Origin of the sequence: Nakamurella sp., from assembly GCF_044224575.1 — a bacterium.
Taxonomy (GTDB): domain Bacteria; phylum Actinomycetota; class Actinomycetes; order Mycobacteriales; family Nakamurellaceae; genus Nakamurella.
Map to the genome: position 1 here is coordinate 1 of NZ_JBGAKE010000011.1, position 18,433 is coordinate 18,433.

An 18,433-nucleotide genomic window follows, 5' to 3' on the forward strand; every position below is an offset into this window, starting at 1 on the left:
TGGGCCAGCCGCACGCAGTACACCGAGTCGTACGATTTGGCCGGCACGGCCCGGATGGCGTAGCTGGGCTTGAGGTATTTCAGGGTGAGCTCCCGACCCAGCGATTGGTAGTGGCTGACGATCTGCGCCTCCAGGAAACGCCCGATGTCGCCGAGCCGCTTGTTGCCGGACGCATCGGTGGTCTTCAGGTCGGCCAGCAGGTCCTGTCCGGCACCCTCGGCGACGACCACCACGGCGCTGCCCCGCTCGGCGACCCGACGCTCCAGCGCGGCCAGCAACCCCGACTCGCCGGACAGCGCGAACGGCACCTCGGGGATGAGCACGAAATCGGCGTGGTGGTTGGCCAGCGCGGCATAGCAGGCGATGAACCCGGCATGCCGGCCCATCAGCTGCACCAGGCCGATGCCGTTGATCGCCGACTGCGCCTCCACCTGCGCGGCAGCGATCGATTGCGCGGCCACCGTAAACGCCGTTTGGAAGCCGAAACTTTGCCCGATGAAGGGGATATCGTTGTCGATGGTCTTCGGGACACCGATCACCGAGATGGCCAGCCCGCGATCCCGGGCCACCGCGGCGATCCGGCTGCCGCCCCGCATCGACCCATCGCCGCCGATGACGAACAGGATGTCGATGCCCAGCTCGACCAGCCGGTCGACCATCACCTCAGGGTCCTGCGCGCCCCGCGAGGTGCCCAGGATGGTCCCGCCCTGTGTGTTGATCTTGGCGACGCGCTCGGGGGTCAACGCGATCGGCTCGATGCCGGTCGAGGGCACCAGGCCGGCGTAACCGTTGCGGAAGCCGACGACGTCGCTGACCTCGTAGTGCGTGTTCAGCTCCATCACCAGGCCACGGATCACGTCGTTCAGGCCGGGGCAGAGCCCCCCACAGGTGACGATGGCCGCCTTGGTGGTGCCCGGCGGGAAGAAGATCTTCTGGCGGGGTCCGCCCGGCTCGAGGGTGGGCAACTCGGCCAGCGGCACCCCGTGCGCCTCGACCAGCCGCAGGGTGTCGTCGAACAGCACCCGGTCGTGCTCGTCGACGTAGTGGTCGTTCGTCTCCCGGGCGGCGACGTACTTGGCCAGCGGCGAGTCGTGCCGGCACTCGCCGAGCTGCCGCACCTGCAGATCTGCGAGCGTCACCATGTGGCCGATCGTCCACCGGTGCTGTGTCCGGGGTGTATCCCCTGCGCAAACTCCTCGGCGACGTCGGCCCGGGTCAGTCAGCGATCTGGGTCAGCACCCGGACCAGGCTGGGCCGCGGCGGCACCGAGGAGAACCCGAAGCCGACCGGCGGGTCGACCGGCCGCAATTCGCCCAGGTCGTGGCCGTCGAACCGGGCGTCGGCCGCGACGATGTGCCGCAGGTCCTGGGCGCAGTACCACTCCCGCCGGCCGTCGGTCGTCCGGCCGCGGGTGCGGATGCCGTGCATCGCCATCCGGGCGATCGGGCTCACCGCGCCGGCCCACCAGCGCGATCGAGCCACCGTCCGCGGCACCGCCAGCAACGCCAGGCCGACGGGCGGACGCCCACCCACCTCGAACGTCAACGCCAGGTCGTCGCTCGAAATCATCCAGGTACGACCGTCCCGCATCCGCAACACCGGCTCGACCCGCACCTCGTCGAACTCATACATCGACCTGATGAAGCCGGCGAATTCCTCGGTCGGCGCGAGCAGGATCCGGTGCCCGTCCGGACGCTGCACCATCACGTCGGTGACCGGCCCGAACGGCGACAGCGGCCACATGCCGACCACGATGCGGGTCCCGGAAGCAGTGCCCAGGCCGGCGATGGCGCCGTCGAATCTCAGCATGCCTCCACGGTAGGCGAGCGGGACACCCGTCCCGGCTCAGCTGCCCGCCGGTTCCGTGAGCTGCGCGACGATGTGCCGGACCGGAATGGCCGGGTAGGCCTTCCGGGCGCGCTCGACGACGTCCTGGTGCAGCCAGGCCGAGTGCACCTCGGGGTGGGTGCAGATGACGATCCGGTCCGGGTCGAACTCGGTCGCCGCCGCGCTCAGCGCCGTGATCGGGCGATGGTCGCCCAGCTCACCCTCGGCGTGCAGCCCGTGCTCACGCATCGTCTTCAGGGTCGCGTCCAGGCGGGCCTGCGCCGCCTTCATCGTCTCCTCCCAGACCCACACCGCACCGGTGTGCTCGGCCTGGCCGGTGTCGACCGGATTGGCCGGCACGCAGACGAAGTACTGGGCGGCCCCCTCCGCATCGATCGCCTTGAGCTCGTCGAGCAACTCGGTGGCGCCGACGGTCTCGTTGGCCAGCACGAGCACTCGGGTTCCGCCCGGGGACGGTGCGGCGTCGACGTCGCGGTCCACCGACCCGCCCCGCGCCTTGGTGACGGCGTACAGCACCAGCACGACCCCCAGGGCCAGCAGGCTCAGCCACAGCTGCGACTGGGTGCTCTCCTCCAGGCCCATCATCACCAGCACCGCGACCATGGCGGCGATGGTCAGCACGGTCAGCGCCGGGTACAGCCACATCTTGACCTGCAGCTTGGACTCCGGCGTCCGCCGGCGCAGGATCAGCTGGGAGATCGCGATCAGCAGGTACACGAACAGGATGATCGCGCCGGAGGAGTTCAGCAGGAACAGGAAGACCGTGTCGGGCGCGATGGCCGCCGCGATGACGCACAGGAAGCCGACGACGGTGGAGAACAGGATCGCCCAGACCGGCACCCCGCGGCCGTTCACCGTGATCAGTGCGACCGGTGCCTCCCGCCGCGCCGCCAGCACGAACAGCATCCGGGACGCCGTGTACAGGCCGGAGTTCAGACAGGACAGCACCGCAGTCAGCACGACCGCATTCATCAGGTGGTCGACGAACGGCAGCCCCATCACCTTGAACGCGCTCACGTAGGGCGATTCACCCAGCTCGGTGGAGTTCCACGGCAGGATGACCGCCAGCAGGAACACCGAACCGACGAAGAAGATCGCGATCCGGACGATCACCGAATTGGTGGCCCGGGCGATGGCCTTCGCCGGGTCCTTGGACTCGGCCGCGGCGATCGTCGCGATCTCGGCGCCGACCATGGAGAAGATCACCACCACGATCCCGGAGAACACGGCGCCCCACCCGTTCGGCAGGAAGCCGCCCTGGGCCCACAGGTTGGAGAAGTCCATGCTCTTGTTCGGCCACACGCCGAACACGTACAGGGTGCCGAGCACGATGAACACGATGATCGCGGCGACCTTGATGCCGGCGAACCAGAACTCGAACTCGCCGAACGAGCGCACCGAGAACAGGTTGGTCGCCGTCATCAGCACCATCAGGACCAGCGACATCAACCACAGCGGCGCATCGATCCAGTACTGCAGGATCTTCGCCCCGGCAACGGCCTCGAACCCGACGACGATGACCCAGAAGTACCAGTACAACCAGCCGACGGCGAACCCGGCCCAGCCACCGAGAGCGCGCCGGGCGTAGTCGGCGAACGACCCGGTCGACGGGTTGGCGACCGCCATCTCGCCGAGCATCCGCATCACCATGACGATCAGCACGCCGCACAACGCGTAGCTGATGAACGCGGCCGGTCCGGCGTCGTTGATCACCGCCCCGGACCCGACGAACAGCCCGGCGCCGATCACCCCGCCCATCGCGATCATGGTCAGGTGCCGCTGACTCAGACCCTTGTGCAGCTCCGGAGAACCCGCCATTGCATACCTCACATTCGGTGACTGCATGACTCCAAGGTGTCGAGCGGTCTCACTGTGCGCGTTCTCCGAGAAGGCGGCAAGGCGAAGTGGGTCACGTTTGTGTTTCCGATCAACGTCCGTATCTCGGATCAAACGGCGGCAGCGATGAGTTCGGTCGCCGGAGACGGTCCCTCCATCGTGACCACCGAGGATCCGCCGACGCTGCCCGGCGCCGACCGGCCCGGGTTCCGGCGGTCCACGATCCGGATCGAACCGGCAGCCTGCCGTCCCTACCGGCGGTCCGACTGGGAGGACTGCCTCGTGGTCATCGAGTCCGGCAGTGTCGACCTGGACGGGACGAGCGGGATCCGGCAGACCTTCCATGGCGGCGACGTGCTCTGGCTCGTCGGGCTCTCCCTACGAGGCCTGGTCAATCGCGGTGACACCCCGGTGGTGATCACGACCGTCCGGCGGCGGTGACGCGGCTGGCACGATGGCGGGCAGCCGACCGAGGGGGAGACGACCCGATGACGACACCGCTGTCCAAGGGCGGGAACATGCCGTGGGGCCGGCCACGGGCCGACGTGCAGGTCACCGGCCTGCCGGCGGCGGCCAGTGTGCTGGCCTTCCTGGTCGGTCCGGACGGCCGGGTGCGCGGTGACGACGACTTCGTGTTCTTCAACAACCCGTCGGTGCCCGGGGTGACGATCGTCGGGCACCGGGCAAGCATCGACCTCGCGACGGTCCCGACCGACGTCGACAAGGTGGTCGTCGCCGCCGTGCAGGACGACGCCGACCCCGCCCCGCTGTCGGCCAGTTCGGTCACCGTGACGGTCGGCCCGGACGGCCCGGCCCTGCCGGTGACCGGCCTGACCTCGGAGCGGGCCGTGGTGCTCGCCGAGGTGTATCGGCGGGCGGGCGAGTGGAAGCTGCGCAACGTGTCCGCCGGCTGGACCGAGGGATTCGCGGCCCTGGTCCGCGCGCACGGCGTCGACGTCGACGACGGGGAACCGGCGGCCGGCGACCCCGCAGCCGGACCGGCCCCGCAGCCGGCCCCGGCCGCCGCGCCCGCTTCCGCGCCGGCCCCGGCCTCCCCCGCGTCTGCGCCCGCGCCCGCGATCAACCTGCGCAAGCCGGGCGTCGACGCCGTCGACCTGGGCACCCGGACGGGGACGATCAACCTGCGCAAGGGCGAGCAGGTCACGATCACCCGGACCCCGCTGATCGTGGCCACCTGCACCTGGCCGCGGGCCACCGACTACGACATCTTCGCGCTGGTCCGCTACCGCGACGGGCACACCGAGACGGTGTCCACGTTCGGTACGGCCGAGCACCAGCACGAGTTCCGGGCCGCCACCGCCGACGGCGCGGTCCGGCACGGCGGCGACGTCGGCCGGGCGCCCACGGCCGGGAAGCCGCGGGGCTGGCGCCGCAAACCCTCCCCCGCCGGGCCGCCCGGGGTCGGCCGGGAGAGCATCGAGATCACCCTGAACCCGCAGATCGTCGCGGTGGTGCCGGTCGTCTACTCGGCCCAGTCCAACGGCGACGGATCGTTCCGCCGGTACCAGGTGTCCATGTCGATCGACAACGGGTCGGCCGAGCACGGCGGCGGCGACACCGTGACCATCGATGCCACGGACGCCTCGGACGATGACGCGGTCTACTCCTGCGTGCCCGGCATCATCATCAACGACCCCGACGGGGTGCGGATCCAGTTCCTGGAGCTGTACTCGCGGCCGGCCAGCGAGAACCGCCCGGTTGTCGGTGGCGACCTGATCGTCAAGATGGACGCCGGACCGGTCAACGCGTTCAAGTAGCCGATCCTCCCGGACGCCCCACAGAATCCCGCCGCACACTGGACGGGTGACACATCAAGTACCTGCCCGCCGCCGGCTCGGCGCCCGCCGACTGATCTGGCCGGCCGTGGCCATGGCCGCCGTCTCCATGTCCGCGCTCACCCGCACGGTGGGCCGGGCGGCCCGCGGGCTGCCGACCGCCATCGGGGCCCGGCCGGCGGAGATCCGCCGGGCCGCCGCCGGGTCCGACCGCTACGACGGGCGGGCGTTCAGCAATTTCGAGCCATCGACCGTGTTGACCCTGCGGCAGGGCCTGGCGCTGGTGCCGGACCTGATCCGGCGCCGCGGCGGCGGACGTCCGCCGCTGACCATTCCGCTGGTGACCGCGCCGCCGCCGGCCACGGCCGGCGACCTCGCCGTCACCTGGCTCGGGCACGCGACCACCCTGGTCGAGATCGATGGCCGGTTCGTGCTCACCGACCCGGTCTGGTCGCGGCGAGTGTCGCCGTCGGCCACGGTCGGCCCCACGCGCCTGCATCCGATGCCGATCGCCATCGGCCAGCTGCCGGTCCTCACGGCGGTGGTGATCTCGCACGATCACTACGACCACCTGGACCTGAGCACGGTCCGCCAGCTGCTCGCCACCCAGCGGGCGCCGTTCCTGGTCCCCCTGGGCATCGGCGCCCACCTGCGCCGCTGGGGCGTTCCGGACGATCGGATCGTCGAGCTGGACTGGAACCGGAGCAGCACGGTGGACGGCATCGAGTTCGTCTGCACGCCCAACCGCCACTTCTCCGGTCGGGGGCTGCGGCGCAACACCACCCTGTGGTGCTCGTGGGCATTGATCGGGGCCGAGCACCGGGTGTACTTCGGCGGCGACACCGGCTACACCGCAGCCTTCGCCGAGACCGCGCGGCAGTGGGGGCCGTTCGACGTGACGATCCTGCCGATCGGTGCGTACAACGAGCATTGGCCCGACATCCACCTCAATCCGGAGGAGGCGCTCGCCGCGCACCGGGACCTCGGCGGCGGCCTGCTGCTGCCGATCCATTGGGCGACGTTCGACCTGGCCATGCACTCGTGGGCCGAACCGGTCCGGCGGTTGACGGCGGCGGGAGCCGGCGTGCGCATCGTCACGCCTCGCCCGGGTGAGCGTGTCGACCCCGCCCGAACCGCGGCGCCGGGCGGTTGGTGGGAGATTCCCGACCCGTCGAAATGACATCCAGTGTCCGAACGGTCACCCCGGGTGGAAGAATGACAGGGCGCACGCCCGCGACCGAGGGGTCGGGCCTCGACCTGGCCACCGTCGAGGCGGGGTGTCGGCCAACGGGTGGGTGAGAAGCGGTGGTGGTGTGACGGCTCTGCGCGAGTTCGGCGCCGCCCCGTGGCGGGTGCGGGCGTGGGTCGGGCTGTCGGCCGTGCTGGCGCTCGTGCTACCCGTGCTCCTGTCCACCTTCCCGACCCCCACCCTGCGGGTCCGCGACCTGGTCGCGGCGGCCGCGCTGGTGGTCGGCAGCGTGCTCAACGTCGAGATCGGTCGGCTGTTCGAGGGCGGCAAGGTCGCCCAGCAACGGCCGCACAAGGCGCTCTCCGCGTGGCCGATGGCCGCCACCGTGCTGCTGCCCTCGTTCTACCTGGCCCCGGTGGTCGTGTTGATCTACGCGCACGCCCGGTGGCGGGGCATGCGGGTCACGCTCTGGAAATGGATCGCGTCGGCCTGTTTCCTCATCTGCGCCGGCGCGATCGCCGGCGTGGTCGTCACCCCGCTGCCCGGCGACGGCACCCCGCCGTCGCTGGACTCGGGACTGCCCGGCCTGTTGATCATGGTCGCCGCGGTGCTGACCTTCCTCGCGGTCGAGTCCGCCATGCTCGCGATGTCGGCGTGGCTGAACACCGCTCAGGACGACGCCTGGATGCGGCGGACCCTGGCCGATCCGGCGTTCTACCTGACCGAGGCCGGGGTGCTCACCATCGGCGCGTTGACCGGCCTCCTCGGCGCGAACGCCCCGTGGTTCGTGCTGCTGCTGGTCCCCGCCTACGGATTCCTGCAGCAATCGGTGCTGCATCGGCCGCTGCAGGAACGGGCGACCCGCGATCCGAAGACGGGGCTGCTGGTGTTCAACGCGTGGCAACGGCTGGCGGTGGAGGAGATCCGCCGGATGAGCGCGGCCCGCCGGTCGTGGGCGGTGATCTTCGCCGACATCGACAACTTCCGGTTCTACAACCAGCGACACGGTCACCTGGGCGGCGATCACGCCCTGGAGCACGTCGCCCAGATCATCACCACCAATGTGCGGCCCAAGGACCTCACGGCGCGATTCGGCGGTGAGGAGTTCTGCATCCTGTTGCCGGACACCCTCGCCGACGACGCCGATCAGGTGGCCCAGCGGCTGCGCCTCGCGGTCAGCGAGGAGTCCGCCGCCCTGCCCGAGCCGGTGACGGTCAGTATCGGCGTCGCGGTGGTGGAGGCCGGCCACACCCCGATGGAGCTCGCGGTCGTGCTGGCGCGGGCCGATCAGGCGCTCTACCGGGCGAAGCTGGAAGGCCGCAACACCGTGCGGATCGCCGGGCCGGCCACCGACGCCGACCGCGGCGTGCGCGAGTCGTGGGCGCTGCCGCCCGACGGACAGCTGCGCAGGGCACCCGGTCCGCAGTGGCCGGCCGACACCGAACGCACCCGCCGGCTGGGGTAGGAGCTACCAGATACGGACCCGGTCCGCCGGGTCCAGCCACAGCGCATCGGTCGGCTGGACGGCGAACGCGTCGTGGAAGCCGTCGAGGTTGCGCACGACCTGGTTGCAGCGGAATTCGGCCGGCGAGTGCGGATCGATCGCCAGCATCCGGATCTGCTCGGCCTCCCGCATCTTCAGCCGCCAGACCGTCGCCCAGGACAGGAAGAACCGTTGGGCTCCGGTGAGCCCATCGATCACCGGCGGCTCGGCGCCGCCGAGGGCAATCCGCCAGGCCTGGTAGGCGATGCCCAGGCCGCCGACGTCACCGATGTTCTCGCCGATGGTCAGCGCACCGTTGACGTGGTGCCCGGGGGTGTTCTGGGGTTCCAACCGCGAGTACTGCTCGATGAGCCGCCCGGTCAGCGCCTCGAACGCCGCCCGGTCCTGCGGGGTCCACCAGTCGTGCAGCGCCCCCCGGCCGTCGTACTTGGAGCCCTGGTCGTCGAACCCGTGTCCGATCTCGTGCCCGATCACCGCGCCGATCGCGCCGTAGTTCACCGCGTCGTCGGCGGTCGGGTCGAAGAACGGCGGCTGCAGGATCGCGGCCGGGAAGACGATCTCGTTCATGCCCGGGTTGTAGTACGCGTTCACCGTCTGCGGGGACATGAACCACTCGTCCCGGTCGACCGGGCCGCCGAGCTTGGCCAGTTCCCGATCGAGCTCGAACGCCGCGGCCCGCGCGGCGTTGCCGATCAGGTCATCGGCCGTGACGGTCAGCGCGGAGTAGTCACGCCAGCGGGCCGGGTAGCCGATCTTCGGGGTGAACGAATCCAGCTTGTCCAGGGCGCGGGCGCGGGTGTCCTCGCTCATCCAGGGCAGCGTGCGGATCTCCGTGCGGTAGGCGGCCAGCAGGTTGTTCACCAGCGCATCCATCCGGAGCTTGGACTCCGGCGGAAAATGCCGCTCGACGTAGAGCCGGCCGACTGCCTCGTTCGCCGCCGATTCCACGAACGCCACACCCCGCTTCCAGCGTTCCCGCAGCTCGGGCGTGCCGGACAGGGTGCGGCCGTAGAAGTCGAAGTTCTTCTCCACCAGCTCGGCCGGGCCGTAGGGGGCGAGCGACCGGATGATCCGCGAGATCAGCCACGACCGCCAGGCGGGCAGCCGGCCGGTGGTGAGCAACCCGGCCAGGGTGCGGAAGAAGTCCGGTTGCCGGACGACGACCTGGTCCAGCACCGACGGCGCGGCACCGAGGCCGTCCAGCCAGGCGTCCCACAGCTCGGCCGGCATCAACGCGTCCAGCGCCGCCCGGTCCATCGGGTTGTAGGTCTTGCTGCTGTCCCGCGAGGCGACCCGGTCCCAATGCCCGGCGGCCAGCTCGGTCTCCAGTTCGAGGATCGCCGCACCGTGCGCGGCGGCATCCGGCACCCCGGCCAGGTCCAGGAAGCCCGGCAGGTGACCGGAGTAGGCGACCAGGGTGTCGGCGTGGGTGGCGTCGGAGTAGTAGGACTCGTCGGGCAGGCCGAGCCCGCCCTGAGTGAGGTTGACGGTGTACCGATCGGGATCGCCCGGATCGGTGTCGACGTAGCTGCCGAAGACGCCGCCGATGCCGGTGCGTTCCAGCCGGCCGAGGGTGCGCAACAGGTCGACCGGGGAATCGACCCCGTCCACCGCGGCGAGCCGCTCGGCGATCGGCGCCAGCCCCAACCGTTCCACCGTCTCGACGTTCATGAAGCTGCGGTACAGATCGCCGATCAGCTGGACGGTGCTGCCCGGTTCGGCATCGGCGGCCCCGGCCGCCGCGTCCTCGATGATGGCCCGGCTGTCGGCCTCCGCGCCATCGCGCAATTGGTAGAAGGCGCCGTCGGCGGACCGGTCGGCGGGGATCTCGGCGGTCGCCAACCAGTGCCCGTTCACGTGCCGGAACAGGTCATCCTGGGGCCGCGGGGCCTTGTGCTCCGGCTCGGCGACTGCGGTCATCTGCATGCTCCTCGTGCGTGCTGGCCCGATTTCCGCGCCCACGCTACGCGCCGCGGAATGCCCCGCGGCGTTCGGTGGTTCGACCCGATGATGAGTACCGCAGTTTCTGGAGGAAGCCTGATGGGCGAACGCACCGCGAAGTATCGAGTGACCGGGATGACCTGCGACGCCTGCGTGATCGCGGTGACGGAAGAGGTCGGCCGGCTGGACGGGGTGCGCTCGGTGAACGTCGAACTGCGCCCCGGTGACGTCTCCGTGGTCACGGTCACCAGCGACGCGCCGCTGTTGGAAGGGGCCGTGCGCGACGCGATCGACGAGGCGGGGTACGCGCTGGCGTCCTGATCCGGGTCAGATCTGGTCCATCAGCCGCAGTTTGCGCTGCGCGTACTCCTCGTCGCCGATGACGCCGGCGGCACGGAGCGCGCGCAGCTCGGCCAGTTCGTCCAGCGGATCCTTGTACGTCGCCGGCCCATCGGCGGCGGGATTCATCGCCTGCCGGGTGTTCTCGACGAACGTGTCCGCCTGGGTACCCAGGATCTGGTCGACGAACAACCGGCCGTCCCGGGTGACGACCTCGACGGTGCCCATGCCCCGATGCTTGCCGGTCTCGATGGACTCCACCTGGTCCAGCGGGATGTCCGCGCCGTAGGGGGCGTCACCGCCCGGCACGAAGAGCAACCGGCGGCTGGTCAGGGTGAACAGGCCCATCTTCTTGTTCCAGCGGCCCTCGACCAGCTGCCGGACGACCTCCTGCTCGGTGAGCAGTTCGGCCAGCCGGGGCAGCTCGCGGTCGGTCTGCCGGCCGAAGGCGGTCCGCTCGGCCGCGCGGACCAGGTCGTCGCGGACGCCGGCGGCCTTGAGCCGTTCGGCCAGCGTCGGCATCTTCATCCACTTCGCGATGAATCCGGTCATGCCCCACTATCCCACCCGGCTGACACCCGCCCGCGAAATCAGTGGGTACGGGCCTCCAGCAGCTTGAGCCAGATCTCGCTCATGGTCGGGTAGGAGGGCACGACGTGCCAGAGCTGCTCGAGGGTGACGCCGCCGACCACCGCGACGGTTGCGGCGTGCACCAGTTCGGCGACCTCGGGTCCGACGAAGGTGGCGGCGACCAGGGTGTCGGACGCCGTGTCGATCACCAGCTTGGCCCGGCCGGCGTAGCCGTCCCGCAGCAGCGAGGTGCCGGCGACGCCGGCCATGTCGTACTCGACGGTCTCCACCGCCAGACCGGCCCGGCGGGCCTCCGCCTCGGTCCGCCCGACCGAGGCGACCTGCGGATCGGTGAACGTCACCTGCGGCACCCGGCCGGCGTCGGCGACGTCGGTGAACCGGGAACCCGTGGCGTCCCGCCCGTCGGCGCGGGCGGCGATGACCGCCCCGCCGATCCGTCCCTGGTACTTGCCCATGTGGGTGAGCAGCGCCCGGCCGGTGATGTCGCCGACGGCGTACAGCCAGTCGCCGGGCACGTCGCGCACGGCCAGGTGGTCGTCGGTGGTGACGAACCCGCGGCTCCCATCGACGTCGAGCCCGACGGTGTCCAGCCCGATGTCGGCGGTGGCCGGGGTCCGGCCGGCGGCGACCACGACCTCGTCGACGGTGATCGTCTCGGTGCCCTCGGGGGTGCGGATCCGCAGGGTGACCGGGCCGCCGTGGATGCGGCCCTCGCCGGTGTCGGCCGGATCGGCCCGGTGCACCTGGTCGACGCCGGTGTCGAGCAGTACCCGGACCCCGTCGTCCCGGAAGGCCTGGGCGACCAGCTCGCCGGCGAACGGTTCGTTGCGTTCCAGCAGAGCGCCGCCGCGGACGATGACGGTCAGTTCCTCGACCCCGAGACCGCGCAACCAGCAGGCCGACTCGCAGGCGACCACACCGCCGCCGATCACCGCGACCCGGCGGGGAATCTCGTGCACGTTGGTGACGTCCCGGGAGATCCACGGCCGGGCGTCCCGCAGACCGGGCAGGTCGGGCACGGCGGCGGTGGTGCCGGTGGCCAGCACGACCGCGTGCCGGGCGGTGACGGTCCGGGTGCTGCCGTCCGCCGCGGTCACCTCGACCCGCTTCTCGCCGGCCAGCCGGCCGTGGCCGCGGATGACGCCGATGCCGGTGTCGTTGGCCCACTTGACCTGCCACTTGTCCTCGTGGTGGCTGGTGAACCCGTCCCGCCGGTCGAGCACCGCCGGCACGTCGATGGTGCGGTCGGCGACCAGGGACTGGACGCCGGGCATGTGCCGGGCGGCGTCCAGCAGCTCGATCGGCCGCAGCAGGGCCTTGCTGGGCATGCACGCCCAGTACGAGCACTCCCCGCCGAGCAGTTCGTGCTCGACGATCGCCGCCGTGCGGTTGCTGCCCTGGATCGCGTACTGGGCGACGATCTCGCCGGGCGGGCCGCCGCCGATCACCACCACGTCGTAGGTGTCGGATTGCCCGGTGAGGTCGGCGGCGGTACGCGCGGGGTCGGCAGCCATGTCGTTACGGTATCCGCCACCGCCGACGGTGTGACGGGATCAGCCGGCGGGCACCTGCTGCCGGTCGATCTGGGCCTGCGCGTCGCCGATCAGCCGGACGATGGTGGCGCCGAGCCGCACGTCGGCCCGGGTCGGACCGCCGGTGTCGGCGGCGGTGACCAGATCGGTCGCCGCGGCCGCGTAGACCTCGACGATCCGCCCGTCCGGCCGCTTGGGCATGGGCACCAGCCCGGCCTCGCCCCACAGCGTGCAGTCGAACGACGCCGCGGCGGGCGGCGCGAACTGGCTGAGCACGGCCGTACTCGTCGCCCCCGATTCGTGCCGGATCACCAGGGTGACCAGGTCCCCGTCACCGGGTGTGGCGGTGATCGCGGCGACCGGTCCGAGCGCCTCGATCAGGGTGGACAGTGCGTGCGGGCCGGTGTCCCACAGCGCCCCCTTCTCCTGCCGCCAGGCCGACCGACCGTACGGGTTGTCCGGCGCCTGCAGGGTGCTGAGCCAGCGGAACCACGCGCCGCGCCAGCCCGGCGTGGACCGGACCTGGTCGAACCAGGCCCGCGAGGTGTCGACGAAGCGATCGGTGAAGAACACCACCGAGGCCACGCCGGCGTCCTGCACCGCGGACTCCAGGGCGTCGGCGGATGCGGCGGATAGCGCGATCGGCTTGTCCAGCAGTAGGTGCTTGCCGGCCTGCGCGGCGCGGATGGCCAGGTCCGCCTGGACCGTCGGGGGCACAGCGAACGCGACCGCGTCCACGTCGGCGAACAGCGTGTCGACGTCGGCGTAGGGGCGGGTGCCGACCCGGCCGGCCAGGTCGGCCACCTTGCCCGGGTCCCGGCCCCAGACGCCGACCAGCTCCGCGTCCGGGCAGGCGACCAGGCCGGGCGCGTGGGCGATCCCGGCCCACGGCCCGGTCCCGACCAGTCCGAATCTCATCGTCATGACTACCTCCATCGCCGGTGCGCGAGTGTAGGCGGGCGGAGTTCCCCGGCTGCGGGATCATCTGCCCCGGCCAGCGACCGGCCGGCCGGTCCCGGTTCCGGTTCCGTCGGAACGAGGCATCCACGGCGTTGCAGCCATGAACTCACCGCCGGAGGACGCGACTGGATCACCGCCCGCCGCGCACGTGCACATTCGGTGATGGTGGTCAGCCGGCGCGCGGCCCGGTGGTCGGGTAGGGCAGCAACGCCATCTCCCGGGCGTTGCGGATGGCCTTGGCCACCTCGCGCTGCTGCTGGACGGTCAAGCCGGTGACCCGGCGGGAGCGGATCTTGCCTCGATCGGAGATGAACTTCCGCAGCAACGCGGTGTCCTTGTAGTCCACATGCTCCACGCCGGCGTCGATCAGCGGGTTCCGCCGGGGCCGGCCGGCGGCGCCCGGCCGCCCCGCCTTCACCGCTCCTCCCGGAAGTCGACGTGCCGACGGGCGACGGGGTCGTACTTGCGCAGTACCAGGCGGCCCGGGTCGTTGCGCCGGTTCTTCCGGGTCACGTAGGTGTACCCGGTCCCGGCGGTGGACTTCAGTCGCACCACCGGCCGGATGTCATTGCGGGCCACCGCGGCCCTCCCCTCTAATTGAGAACGCGACTCATTATGTACTACAGCTGGCGGTTCGCCGTCCCTGGCTCCGACCATTAGTGAGAACGGTTATCATCTGCTCCCACCATTACAGCCTGTCGAGGAGCACGTCGTGACCGTCAGTTCCCCCCTCCACCGCCGCGCGCTGGCCGCGACCGCCGCTCTCGGCGTACTCACCCTGGCCGGCTGCACGGCCGACTCCTCGGCCGCCGTCACCTCGGCCGCGGCCGCCTCCTCCACGTCCTCGTCCGCAGCTGTCTCGTTCACGGCGTCGCCCGCCGGCAGCGCGGTCACCCCGGTGACGCCGGCCCTGACCGTGACCGGACCCGGCGGCGAGACCGTCACCCTGACCAAGCGACCGGAGCGGATCGTCTGCCTCACCGGCATCTGCGACGACGTGCTGGTCGAGCTCGGCCTGCAGCCGGTCGGCACCACGACCCCGGACCTGCTGGCCCTGCCGGAGTTCCTGGGCGACAAGGCCGCCGAGGTGGCCACCGTCGACGGATCGTTCGGCAATGAGGACGTGGCCTCCATCGCCGCGCTCAAGCCCGACCTGGTGATCGGCCTGGCCGGCGCCCACGACCAGCTGCGATCGGCCGTCGAGCAGTTCGCGCCGCTGTGGCTGATGGACGTCACCGGCTGGCAGGACTCCGTCGGGTACCTGCGGGCGATGGCGACCCTGACGGACCGGCCGGAGCAGCAGGTGACCGCCGAGCAGGCGTTCACCCAGTCGCTCGACCGGGCCCACACCGCCTCCACCCAACAGGGCCTGGCCGCGACCAGGGCCATGGCCATGTACTCCAGCGGGGCCGGGATGGGCGTGAACACCCAGGACGACCTGCTCGGCGGGCTGCTCGGCGAGGTGTTCGCCTACCCGTGGCCGAACAAGGGCGGCGGTTGGGACACCGCCCAGGCGTACTCGGTGGAGGAGATCCTGGCGGTCGATCCGCAGCTGATCTTCGTCCAGTCGTTCACCAGCTCGCCCGACGCCCCGAAGGCGTCCACCGAGCTGGCCGCCACCCCGGTGTGGCAGCAGATCGACGCGGTCCGCACCGGGAAGGTGGTCGAGGTCGACACCGCGTTGTGGACGGCCGGCCGGGGGCCGCGGGCCCTCGGCCTGGTCCTCGACCAGGCCGTCGCGGCCGCGCAGTCCTGACCGGGCGGTGCGGGCGCAATCGTCGGGGGTGCCGGCGCCACCCCGGGGCCGGCGGGTGGCACCGGTCGCCGCGGTCGGGCTCGTCCTGCTGGCCGCCGGGTCGCTGGCCGCCCTCTGCTGGGGGACGCCGACGCTGGGCGTCGGGGCGATGGTGCGGGCGCTCGGCGGGGACGGCGACCGGCTGGCGGTCACCGTGGTGAACCAGCTGCGGGCCCCGCGGGTGCTGGCCGCCATCGCCGCGGGTGCCGCGCTGGCCGTGGCCGGCACGCTGTTGCAGGCCGTGCTGCACAACCGGCTCGCGACCCCCGACCTACTGGGGGTCGGTCCGGGTGCGTCCGTCGCGGTGGCGCTCGTCGTGGTGTTCGGGCTGCCCGTCCCCGGCGTCTGGTTCCCGGTGGTCGCCACTGCGGGTGCCGCCGTCGGGGGCGCGATCACCCTGGCCGCGGCCCGCGGCCTGCGGCAACCGTCGTCGGTGCTGCTCGCGGGGGCCGCGGTCGGGGCCGCGCTCGGCGCCCTGGTGATCTCGGTGACCTCGATGGCCGAGCAACTTCAGGTGCAGGTCCTGTTCCGGTACCTGTCCGGGTCGTTGGCCGCCGTCGCCTGGTCCCAGGTCACGCCCATGGCGGTGTGGACCGCGGTGGCCCTGCTGGCCGCGCTGGCCCTGGCCCCCTGGCTGTCGGTGCTGGTGGTGGGCGACCGGACCGCCGGCACCCTCGGGCTGCCCGTCGACCGGGTCCGCCGGCTGGCCGTGGCCGTCTGCGTCGCCCTGGTCGCCGGTGCGGTGAGCGTCGCCGGCCCGATCGCCTGGATCGGCTTCCTCGGCCCTTTCGTGGTCCGGCTGCTGCTGCCGGACGCCGGGGTGGCGCGGCAGGTTCCGCTGTCCGCGCTGGCCGGGGCGGTCATCACGGTCGGCGCCGATCTGGCCGCCCGGATCGCGTTCGCGCCGGTGGAATCGCCGGTCGGCGCGTGGACGGCGGTGGTCGGGATCGCCCTGGCGGTCACCGTCGTCTCCGGCCGGCTGGGCAGGCCGGGCGCCCGCGCCGACGCCCGTGCTCCGGGCCCGGCGGACCAGGCGGAACGGTTCGACCGCGCGGACCGGGCCGACCGCGAGACGGGCGCGGAACGGGCCGACCGGTGAGGACCGTCCGGACGGCGCGCCCCGCGCTGGTCGCGCTCGCGGCGCTGGTCCTGGCGGTGGCCGCCGATCTGCTCGCCGGCCGCGGGGTGCCGGTCGACCGGTTCGCCGCCGCGGTGCTGGATCCCGGCTCGCTGGACGGGCAGATCGTCTGGCTGCTCCGGGTCCCGCGCATGCTGACGGCGGTGCTGGCCGGGGCCGCCCTCGGCGTGGCCGGCGTCATCCTGCAGTCGACGCTGGCCAACCCGCTCGCGTCGCCGGACACCACCGGGGTCAGCGGGGCGGCCGTGTTCGGCGTGGTCGTCGTGACGGCCACCGCGCTGGTGCCCCGCGATTCCACGACCGGCATGCTCTGGGCGGCGCTGGCCGCCGGGCTGCTCGGCAGCGGCCTGGTGTACCTGCTGGCGTCCCGGCTCGGACCGGAACGGCAGCTGCTGTGCGGGGTGCTCGCGGCGGGGGCGATGGGCGGCGCGATCACCCTGTTCCTGTCCGTCCGGACGTCCCAGTTCGGCACGATCTTGCGCTGGCTGGTGGGGTCGGTGGACGCCCGGGTGTGGGCCGACCTGGCCGGGGCCGCGCCGTGGATTTTGGCCTGGCTGCTGATTGCCGCTCTGGCCTCGCCGCTGCTGCCGATCCTGGTCGGTGGGGACGCGCACGCCGCCGCGGTCGGCTTGGCGCCGCGCCGCACCCGGCTGTTGTTGCTGGTCACCGCGGTCGCGCTGGCCGCGGGCGCGGCCGCGCTGGCCGGTGCGATCACGTTTCTCGGGTTGGCTGTCCCGCACCTGACCCGGCTGCTGGTGGACCGGGCCAGCCGGTGGGTGGTGCCGATCGCCGCTGCCATCGGCGCCGCGCTGCTGGTCGGCTGCGACGCCATTGCCCAAACCCTCACCATGCTGCTGGCCGGTGCGCAGCTGTCCCAACGCGCAGGGATTCCGGCCGGTGCCGTGGCCGCGGTGGCCGGCGCCGTCGCCCTGGTGGCGCTGATCCGACGAGCGGAGCGACCATGACCGAATCCCGATCCCCCACGCGCGCCGACACCGCGCTGCTGCAGGCCGACGGGGTGGGCTACCGCTACCCGCGCCGCCGGGGCGAGAGTGCGGCGCCGCCGGCGGTCCTGGACGGCGTCGACCTGGCCGTCCGGCCCGGTGAATTCGTCGCCGTGCTCGGGATGAACGGCTGCGGCAAGAGCACGCTGCTGCGGCTGCTGGCGGGCGAACTGACCCCCGACGCGGGGACCGTCCGGCTGAGCCCCGCCGACGACGTCGCGCCGGTGCCGTTGTCCGGGCTGAGCCGCCGGGCGGTCGCCCGGCGGGTCGCCGTGGTGCACCAGAGCCTGCCGCCGCTGCCCGGACTCTCGGTTGCAGCGTTCGTCCGGCAGGGCCGATACCCGCACGAGGGAGCGTGGGGTGCGCTGCGCCGGTCCACCGGCGCGCCCGGCGAGCAGGTCGAGCGGGCGCTGGACGCCGTCGGCCTGGTCGGCGACGTGCACCGGCCGCTCGACGAACTCTCCGGCGGCGAGCGGCAGCGGGCCCGGCTGGCGCTGGCGCTGGCCCAATCCGCCCCCGTGCTGCTGCTCGACGAGCCGATCGCGCACCTGGACGTGCGCCACCAGTTGCAGATGCTGGCGCTGATCGACGAGCTGCGCCGCACCCTCGACCTGACCGTGGTCGCCGTCCTGCACGAGCTCGACGTCGCCGCCCGCGCCGCGACGCGGCTGGTCGCGCTGGCCCACGGCCGGGTCGTCGCCAACGGGGCCCCGGCCGATGTGCTCGATGCCGCCCTGCTGCGGACCGTCTACCAGGTGCGCGGCCGGGTGGTCGCCGACGCGGTCACCGGCCGGCCCCGCTGCCTCGTCGACGAACCCGTCTGAGGCTTCGATCGAAGACGATCTGTCCTAGGAGCGTGCGCCGGCAGTGCGCCGACAACGGCTGCCGCGACAGCGGCCGCCCCCGCTATCGCCCCCCAGACGGCAGAACAGGCTGCGGCGGCAGAAGCTGCGCGGGTCG

General features: G+C 72.2%; 18 protein-coding genes. 9 read left to right on the forward strand and 9 right to left on the reverse strand.

Annotation, left to right across the window (positions count from 1 at the left end):
* The 3 genes from ACILSK_RS13800 to ACILSK_RS13810 form a co-directional block, all read right to left on the reverse strand.
* On the reverse strand, positions 1–1,142 hold a 1,142-nt coding region (locus tag ACILSK_RS13800; protein WP_395727745.1), incomplete at its 3' end, for an ATP-dependent 6-phosphofructokinase.
* Positions 1,143–1,215: 73 nt separating this feature from the next.
* A complete protein-coding gene (locus ACILSK_RS13805; protein WP_395727746.1) occupies positions 1,216–1,809 on the reverse strand; it encodes a hypothetical protein in 594 nt (197 codons plus the stop codon).
* A 36-nt stretch (positions 1,810–1,845) separates the two neighbouring features.
* Positions 1,846–3,666 (reverse strand): amino acid permease, encoded by a 1,821-nt coding sequence (locus ACILSK_RS13810; protein WP_395727747.1) that lies wholly within the window; start codon positions 3,664–3,666, stop codon positions 1,846–1,848.
* 177 nt (positions 3,667–3,843) lie between these two features.
* Here ACILSK_RS13810 and ACILSK_RS13815 point away from each other — a divergent pair, with 177 nt between their 5' ends.
* The 4 genes from ACILSK_RS13815 to ACILSK_RS13830 all read left to right on the forward strand — a co-directional run bounded on the left by ACILSK_RS13815 (position 3,844) and on the right by ACILSK_RS13830 (position 8,134).
* Positions 3,844–4,125: a hypothetical protein gene (locus ACILSK_RS13815; protein ID WP_395727748.1), complete on the forward strand. Its 282-nt coding sequence runs from the start codon at positions 3,844–3,846 to the stop codon at positions 4,123–4,125.
* Between the two features lie 47 nt (positions 4,126–4,172).
* The gene (locus tag ACILSK_RS13820) at positions 4,173–5,462 is read left to right on the forward strand and encodes a TerD family protein (RefSeq protein ID WP_395727749.1); all 1,290 of its coding nucleotides are present in this window, start codon (positions 4,173–4,175) and stop codon (positions 5,460–5,462) included.
* Positions 5,463–5,574: 112 nt separating this feature from the next.
* Positions 5,575–6,660 (forward strand): MBL fold metallo-hydrolase, encoded by a 1,086-nt coding sequence (locus tag ACILSK_RS13825; RefSeq protein WP_395727898.1) that lies wholly within the window; start codon positions 5,575–5,577, stop codon positions 6,658–6,660.
* A gap of 133 nt (positions 6,661–6,793) precedes the next feature.
* Positions 6,794–8,134 (forward strand): GGDEF domain-containing protein, encoded by a 1,341-nt coding sequence (locus ACILSK_RS13830; RefSeq protein WP_395727750.1) that lies wholly within the window; start codon positions 6,794–6,796, stop codon positions 8,132–8,134.
* 3 nt (positions 8,135–8,137) lie between these two features.
* On the opposite strand, the gene ACILSK_RS13835 is transcribed toward ACILSK_RS13830, so the two are convergent.
* Positions 8,138–10,093 (reverse strand): M13 family metallopeptidase, encoded by a 1,956-nt coding sequence (locus ACILSK_RS13835; protein ID WP_395727751.1) that lies wholly within the window; start codon positions 10,091–10,093, stop codon positions 8,138–8,140.
* Between the two features lie 120 nt (positions 10,094–10,213).
* On the opposite strand from ACILSK_RS13835, the gene ACILSK_RS13840 reads away from it, so the two are divergent.
* Positions 10,214–10,435, forward strand: coding sequence for a heavy-metal-associated domain-containing protein (locus ACILSK_RS13840; RefSeq protein WP_395727752.1), 222 nt, complete (start codon positions 10,214–10,216; stop codon positions 10,433–10,435).
* A 6-nt stretch (positions 10,436–10,441) separates the two neighbouring features.
* Here ACILSK_RS13840 and ACILSK_RS13845 read toward each other — a convergent pair whose 3' ends face one another.
* The 5 genes from ACILSK_RS13845 to rpmG form a co-directional block, all read right to left on the reverse strand.
* Positions 10,442–11,005: an SHOCT domain-containing protein gene (locus ACILSK_RS13845; RefSeq protein ID WP_395727753.1), complete on the reverse strand. Its 564-nt coding sequence runs from the start codon at positions 11,003–11,005 to the stop codon at positions 10,442–10,444.
* Between the two features lie 38 nt (positions 11,006–11,043).
* Positions 11,044–12,558 carry a dihydrolipoyl dehydrogenase family protein gene (locus ACILSK_RS13850; RefSeq protein ID WP_395727754.1) on the reverse strand — a complete coding sequence of 505 codons (1,515 nt, stop codon included), beginning with the start codon at positions 12,556–12,558 and terminating at the stop codon, positions 11,044–11,046.
* A gap of 39 nt (positions 12,559–12,597) precedes the next feature.
* Positions 12,598–13,500 (reverse strand): Gfo/Idh/MocA family protein, encoded by a 903-nt coding sequence (locus ACILSK_RS13855; RefSeq protein ID WP_395727755.1) that lies wholly within the window; start codon positions 13,498–13,500, stop codon positions 12,598–12,600.
* 205 nt (positions 13,501–13,705) lie between these two features.
* Positions 13,706–13,954, reverse strand: coding sequence for a 30S ribosomal protein S18 (gene rpsR, locus ACILSK_RS13860; RefSeq protein WP_395727756.1), 249 nt, complete (start codon positions 13,952–13,954; stop codon positions 13,706–13,708).
* Entirely contained in the window at positions 13,951–14,115 is a 165-nt protein-coding gene (rpmG, locus tag ACILSK_RS13865; protein WP_395727757.1) for a 50S ribosomal protein L33, read from the reverse strand. The genes rpsR and rpmG overlap by 4 nt, the downstream gene beginning before the upstream one ends.
* A gap of 133 nt (positions 14,116–14,248) precedes the next feature.
* Here rpmG and ACILSK_RS13870 point away from each other — a divergent pair, with 133 nt between their 5' ends.
* From ACILSK_RS13870 to ACILSK_RS13885, 4 genes are read left to right on the forward strand one after another with little or no spacing between them, the layout of a single operon-like run.
* Positions 14,249–15,292 carry an ABC transporter substrate-binding protein gene (locus tag ACILSK_RS13870; protein WP_395727758.1) on the forward strand — a complete coding sequence of 348 codons (1,044 nt, stop codon included), beginning with the start codon at positions 14,249–14,251 and terminating at the stop codon, positions 15,290–15,292.
* Positions 15,293–15,320: 28 nt separating this feature from the next.
* Positions 15,321–16,430 (forward strand): iron chelate uptake ABC transporter family permease subunit, encoded by a 1,110-nt coding sequence (locus tag ACILSK_RS13875; RefSeq protein WP_395727759.1) that lies wholly within the window; start codon positions 15,321–15,323, stop codon positions 16,428–16,430.
* The gene (locus ACILSK_RS13880) at positions 16,427–17,434 is read left to right on the forward strand and encodes an iron chelate uptake ABC transporter family permease subunit (protein ID WP_395727760.1); all 1,008 of its coding nucleotides are present in this window, start codon (positions 16,427–16,429) and stop codon (positions 17,432–17,434) included. Before ACILSK_RS13875 ends, ACILSK_RS13880 begins: the two co-directional genes overlap by 4 nt.
* Positions 17,431–18,297 (forward strand): ABC transporter ATP-binding protein, encoded by an 867-nt coding sequence (locus ACILSK_RS13885; RefSeq protein ID WP_395727761.1) that lies wholly within the window; start codon positions 17,431–17,433, stop codon positions 18,295–18,297. Before ACILSK_RS13880 ends, ACILSK_RS13885 begins: the two co-directional genes overlap by 4 nt.
* Positions 18,298–18,433 lie beyond the last annotated feature (136 nt).